We start from the raw sequence: 5,764 nt of genomic DNA, 5'->3' as shown, positions 1-5,764 counted from the left end.
GGAGGGCGACGAGCTGGGCGCCGGGGAGGGCGACACGCCCGACGACGGCTCGGCGACGCCGCCCGGTCGCCCCCCGCCGCCGGAGCCGGCGTCGCCTTCCTGCCGCTTCCCGCCCTTGTCCCGCTCCGGCCGGGCCTCCTCCCGCGCCTTGCGCCCCTTCCCGTCGTCGTCCTCGTCCTTCTCGCGGGCGTCCCGCTCCTGCTCGCCGAGGGCGCCCGCGGACGGCGACTCGCCGGCGCCCACCTCGTGCTCGCCGGCGCGTCCGACCCGGCCGACGCCGCTCGGCGACGGCCCCGCGCCGGGTGAGTCCTCGCCCGCGTCCATCGGGTTGCCGGCCGGCACCGGCCTGGGCTGCGGGCCGCCGCCGACGGTGACACAGCCGGTCAGCGGGCCGACCGCGAGCAGCAGGGTCAGCGCGACGGCCACCGGGCCGGTGCGGGCGCGCCGCGGAGGCGCGGAGGGTGGTTGCACGGGGGCCTCCAGGCGGGTGATCCGTAGGCCATGCCCAACGCGTCACCCCGCCGCCAGGACACGCGATCGCGCGCGGTCCCGGGACGGGCGGGGCGACGGCCGTGCCGCGAGCGGCGGCCGTCACGGAGAATGGCCGTGTGCTGGAGATGACGCGCGAGACGTTCGAGGGTCTGGTCAGTGACGCGCTCGACCAGGTTCCCCCGGAACTGGCCCGGCTGATGGACAACGTCGCGGTGTTCGTGGAGGACGAGCCGCCGGCCGACGACCCGGAGCTGCTGGGCCTGTACGAGGGGACCCCGCTGACCGAGCGCGGCGAGTGGTACGCGGGGGTGCTGCCGGACCGGATCTCGATCTACATGGGTCCGACGCTGCGCTACTGCGGGTCACCGGAGGAGGTCGTCCACGAGGTCGCCGTGACCGTCATCCACGAGATCGCCCACCACTTCGGCATCGAGGACGAACGTCTGCACGAGCTGGGCTGGGGCTGAGCCGCCGCACGCGCCGCGCCGCCACTCGCCGCTAGGCCATTGTCGGGTACGCCCCGGGTCGGGCGCATAGTCCGGCACCGGCCGGGGCAGAGGCTGGGACATGGCCCGAGCAACACGCCGGCTGTCGCGCCAGTCCGTCAGGTCCGCGCTCAGCCGGGCGGGTGGCCTGCCCGCCCGGGTGGTGCGCCGGCTCCGCGCGGCCGCCCATCCCCGTCCACCGGAACTCGAACTCACCCCCGGCCCCCGGCCGTTCGTCCGCGCCCTGGGGATGGTCGCGGTCACCCTGCTGGGCGCCTGGCTCGGACTGCTGATCGTGGGGAGCGTCCACAAGCCGGTGGGGCCGATGGACACCACGATGACGCTCCGGCCCTCGTTCACCGGCGGCACGAAGATCAACGTCGCCCCGCTGGGCGCACTGGAACTGGACACCCACCACGGGCCGCTCCGGCTGGACGTCGACGTGACCCGGCTGGACCCGGACCGGGCCGGCTACCTCGTCGAGAACCCCGAACGGTTCGGCGAGCTCCAGGACATGGTCGCATCCGACGTCGAGAGCGGCACCCGGGATCTGGCGCTGCGGTCCTTCGTGGCGGTGGTCGCCGGCGCGACGGCACTCGGACTGGCCGTCTACCGCAGGCCCCGGCGGGCGCTGCTGGCCGGCGGAATGGCGTTGGCCGTGCTGGCCGCCTCCGGCGCCACCGCGGCCACCACCTGGAACCCGAAGGCCATACTCGAACCGAGGTTCTCCGGGCTGCTCGCCGGCGCGCCCAGCCTGGTCGGCGACGCCCGCCGCATCGTCACCGACTTCGACGTCTACCAGCAGGAACTCGCCCGGCTCGTGACCAACATGTCCAAGCTCTACAACGCGGCCTCCACCCTGCCGACGTACCAGCCCGACCCGAACACCACCCGGGTACTGCACGTCTCCGACATCCACCTCAACCCGGCCGCGTGGCTGATCATCGAGTCCCTCGTCGAGCAGTACGAGATCGACGTCATCGTCGACACCGGCGACACGATGGACCACGGCACCGCCGCCGAGAACCCGTTCCTGGACCCGGCGAGCGAACTGGGCGCGCCCTTCGTCTGGGTGCGCGGCAACCACGACTCGCGCACCACCCAGAAGTACCTGGAGGACATGGAGAACGTGCACGTCCTCGACGACGGCGAACCCCTGGAGATCGCCGGGCTGCGCCTCGCCGGGATGGGCGACCCGCACTTCACGCCCGACCGCAGGGTGCAGATCGAGGACGAGTCCGAGCAGGTCGTCGCCGGCCGCCGGCTGGCCGCCGCGCTGCGCACCTCGAAGGTGCTCGGCAAGCCCGTCGACATCGCCGTCGGACACAACCCGACGCTCGTCGAGCAGGTCGACGGCGAGGTGCCGCTGGCACTCGCCGGCCACTCCCACAATCGCAAGCAGCGGGTGCTCGGCAAGGGCACGTTCATGATGATCGAGGGCTCCACAGGCGGCGGTGGGCTGCGCGCGGTCGAGCAGGACGTGCCGGAGAGGGTCTCGGCGTCCGTGCTGTACCTGGACGACGAGACAGGACGGCTCCAGGCGTGGGACGAGATCACCCTGGGCGGGCTCGGTACGACCACCGCCGAGGTCAGCCGCCACCTCCCGCCGGACGTCGAACCGGGCAGTTCCCCCTCCTCCGACGAACCCGCGGGGTCCCCGGCCCCGACCGGCTCACCCTCCCCGACCGAAGTGCCCTCCCCGACCGGCACCGGAGAACCAGGCGAGGAGGACGACGACAACCGCGCCGCACCGGCCCGCCGGGAGACCCCGACCCCCGTTCCGACCGGCTGAGACGGCGGCCGACCGGCCGCACCACACCGGTCGGCCGCCGCGCGGCCGAATCCGTTTTGGCGAACCGTCGGGGTATCCCATATGCTTCTCACGTCCCCGACGCGCTGACAAAGCGCCCAGGCGGGCCATCAGCCCTCATCGTCTAGTGGCCCAGGACGCCGCCCTTTCAAGGCGGTAGCACGGGTTCGAATCCCGTTGGGGGCACGCGTGATCTGTGCGAGACTTGTTCTCGCGCGAAGCTTGGTCCTGTGGAGCAGTTTGGAGTGCTCGCCACCCTGTCAAGGTGGAGGCCGCGGGTTCAAATCCCGTCAGGACCGCTGCGATCCCCCGTGGATCGCGTGGCTGGGTAGCTCAGTTGGTACGAGCGTCCGCCTGAAAAGCGGAAGGTCGCCGGTTCGACCCCGGCCCCAGCCACAACCGCCCTGAACAGGGCAGAAGCCCCGTCGAAGACATTCGGCGGGGCTTTTCCGTTCGCCGCCTTCACCGCACCGCACCAGCCCCTGCCGTTCGGGGACTTGCATACTGGGGCCGTCGCTGACAGGGGGGCGGTGTGCCGGTGGAGCGGTTCGGGCCTTATGTGGTTCTGGAGGAACTGGCCAGCGGTGGCATGGGCCGGGTGCTGCTCGCCCGGTCTCCCGGGGGCCGGACGGTGGCGGTGAAGACGCTCCTGACCGAGTCGGAGGACGACCGGCGGCGGTTCGCCCGCGAGGTGCGGATCGCCCAGCGGGTGCGCGGGGTCTACACGGCGAGCGTCGTGGAGGCGGACGTCGAGGCGAGCGTCCCGTGGATGGCGACCGAGTACGTCCCGGCCCCGTCGCTGCGCGACCTCGTGGAACGTTGCGGGGTACTCGGGCCCGACGCGCTGAGCTGGCTGGCGGCCGGGATCGCGGAGGCGCTGCTGAGCATCCGCGAGGCCGGACTCGTCCACCGCGACGTCAAACCGTCGAACGTGCTGCTGCCGCTGGACGGGCCGCGTGTCATCGACTTCGGCATCTCCCAGGCGCACGACGTCACGCAGACGCGGGCGGCGCTGGGGACGGTGCTGTACGCGTCACCGGAGCAGGCCCGTGGCGAGCCGACGACTCCGGCGTCCGACGTGTTCTCGCTCGGAGTGACGCTCTTCCACCTGGCGGTGGGGCGCGCGCCCTATCGGGACGGCGGCGCCGACGGGGCCCTGGCGCAGCTGGTGCGCACTGCCGCCGGCGAGCTCGACGTCAGCGGGCTGCCGGCGGAGCTCGAGCCGCTCGTCCTGCCCTGCCTGGAGCTCGACGCGGCACGCAGGCCCGGGGCCGCCGACGTGCTGGCCCGCTGCCAGGGGGTACTCGCCGCCCGCCCGGAGGCACGCGGCGGGGAGGACTGGCTGCCGCCCGCCTGGACCGAGGCCATCGAGCGCCACCGCCGCTACCGGGTGCGCGCCGTGCGGGACGCGGCGGAGCGGGTCGCGCGGAAGACGGGAGCAGGGGCGCCGCGTACCGACCGACTGACACGTCGGCTCGCGGGCCGGGGTTCCCCTCCCGCGCGCCGGTGGAGAGTACCGCTGCTGGGCGCCGGGGCGGTCGCCGCCGCCGGCGTCGTGGGGACGGCGGTGTGGGCGCTCGGCCCGTGGAACGGCGGCACCCCCACCTCGGTGGGGGTGCCGGACGGACCTGTGAGCATCCTGCCGGTGGAGGCGGTGTCACCGGGTGTGTGCCGGGCGGACTCCCCGCCTGGCCGGTCCTGGACGGCGGACGACCGCCAGACCTGCGTGGTCACGAAGGACGACGGTGGGATGACCGTGCGGCGCTTCGAGGACGTCCGGGCGGAGACCACACCGGATTCGGGTGGTGCCTGGAGTGTGCGGATCAGTCTGCGGGCGTCCGACCGGGCGGCGTTCTCGCGGCTGACCGGCGGCGTGGCCGGGCGCGGGGAGCCCCACGACCAGTTGGCCTTTGTCCTCCGGGACTCCTCCCGTCTGCTCGTCAGCGTCCGGGTGCTGGAACAGCTCGACGGGCCGGGCGTCACCATCGCCATCGCGATGAAGGAGAACGAGGCCCGCTTCCTCGCCCAGGCGCTGGGCGCGCGCCCGTCGTGACCGTCTGCGGGCGCCGGTGACGCCGGATCGCCGGTGACGGGCCGCCGGTAATGGGGTCGCCGGACGGGACGGTGGGGTGGGATGCTGGGACCCGTATGTCCAGTGCGCCTGTCCTCACCCTGCCCGCCCTCTCGGAGCGGCTTCCCGAACTGATGCCGCGCGACGCGCGGCGGCTCGGCCGTCGGCTCGACGGCGTCCGACGCGTCCGCAAGCCGGAGGCCCGGCAGGCGGCACTCGAGGAGATCGCCGCCGAGGTCGCCAGGGCCGAGGAGCGGCTGGCGGCGCGGCGGGCCGCCCTGCCGGAGATCACCTACCCCGAGCAGCTGCCGGTCAGCCAGAAGAAGGACGACATCCTGGCCGCGATCCGGGACCACCAGGTGGTGGTCGTCGCCGGTGAGACGGGGTCCGGGAAGACCACCCAGATCCCGAAGATCTGTCTGGAGCTGGGGCGCGGCGTGCGGGGCCGGATCGGTCACACGCAGCCTCGGCGGATCGCCGCCCGCACGGTGGCCGAGCGGGTCGCGGAGGAGCTGCGCACACCGCTGGGCGAGGCGGTGGGCTGGAAGGTCCGCTTCACCGACCAGGTGAAGGACACCACCCTGGTCAAGCTGATGACGGACGGCATCCTGCTGGCCGAGATCCAGACCGACCGGGACCTGCTGCAGTACGACACGATCATCATCGACGAGGCGCACGAGCGCAGTCTGAACATCGACTTCCTGCTCGGCTACCTGGCGCAACTGCTGCCGAAGCGGCCGGACCTGAAGGTGGTCATCACCTCGGCGACGATCGACCCGGAGCGGTTCTCCCGGCACTTCGGCGCCTACGCGACCGTCCCTGCGTCGCCCGGGACCGCGTCGACCCCGACCGCGTCGACCCCGACCGCGTCGGGCGGGGCCGACGCGGTCCCGGGCGACGCAGGGA

General features: G+C 73.4%; 4 protein-coding genes, 3 tRNA genes and 1 pseudogene. 7 read left to right on the top strand and 1 reads right to left on the bottom strand.

Going from position 1 to position 5,764, the window contains the following annotated elements:
* A pseudogene (locus FNX44_RS22980) lies at positions 1-471 on the bottom strand (hypothetical protein); the annotation flags it as partial.
* A 137-nt stretch (positions 472-608) separates the two neighbouring features.
* On the opposite strand from FNX44_RS22980, the gene FNX44_RS22975 reads away from it, so the two are divergent.
* From FNX44_RS22975 to FNX44_RS22945, 7 genes are all read left to right on the top strand, one after another.
* Positions 609-959, top strand: a complete 351-nt coding sequence (locus tag FNX44_RS22975) for a metallopeptidase family protein (RefSeq protein WP_143650701.1) — start codon at positions 609-611, stop codon at positions 957-959.
* A 100-nt stretch (positions 960-1,059) separates the two neighbouring features.
* Positions 1,060-2,769 (top strand): metallophosphoesterase family protein, encoded by a 1,710-nt coding sequence (locus FNX44_RS22970; protein ID WP_143650700.1) that lies wholly within the window; start codon positions 1,060-1,062, stop codon positions 2,767-2,769.
* 131 nt (positions 2,770-2,900) lie between these two features.
* A tRNA-Glu gene (locus FNX44_RS22965) sits at positions 2,901-2,973 on the top strand.
* Positions 2,974-3,011: 38 nt separating this feature from the next.
* Positions 3,012-3,086 (top strand) — tRNA-Asp (locus tag FNX44_RS22960).
* Between the two features lie 23 nt (positions 3,087-3,109).
* Positions 3,110-3,183, top strand: a tRNA-Phe gene (locus FNX44_RS22955).
* 136 nt (positions 3,184-3,319) lie between these two features.
* Entirely contained in the window at positions 3,320-4,840 is a 1,521-nt protein-coding gene (locus FNX44_RS22950) for a serine/threonine-protein kinase (RefSeq protein WP_143650699.1), read from the top strand.
* 95 nt (positions 4,841-4,935) lie between these two features.
* Positions 4,936-5,764 (top strand): DEAD/DEAH box helicase (locus tag FNX44_RS22945; RefSeq protein ID WP_143650698.1); only part of this gene is annotated, 829 nt, incomplete at its 3' end.

Origin of the sequence: Streptomyces alkaliterrae, assembly GCF_007097205.2 — a bacterium.
Classification (GTDB): Bacteria; Actinomycetota; Actinomycetes; order Streptomycetales; family Streptomycetaceae; genus Streptomyces; species Streptomyces alkaliterrae.
Note: the sequence above shows the minus strand (reverse complement) of the source record. Positions and strands in the feature narration are given on the sequence as shown.

Excerpts from the sequence above, each read along its gene's own strand:
- FNX44_RS22970 (WP_143650700.1), top strand. The coding sequence starts at position 1,060 with ATGGCCCGAGCAACACGCCGGCTGTCGCGCCAGTCCGTCAGGTCCGCG.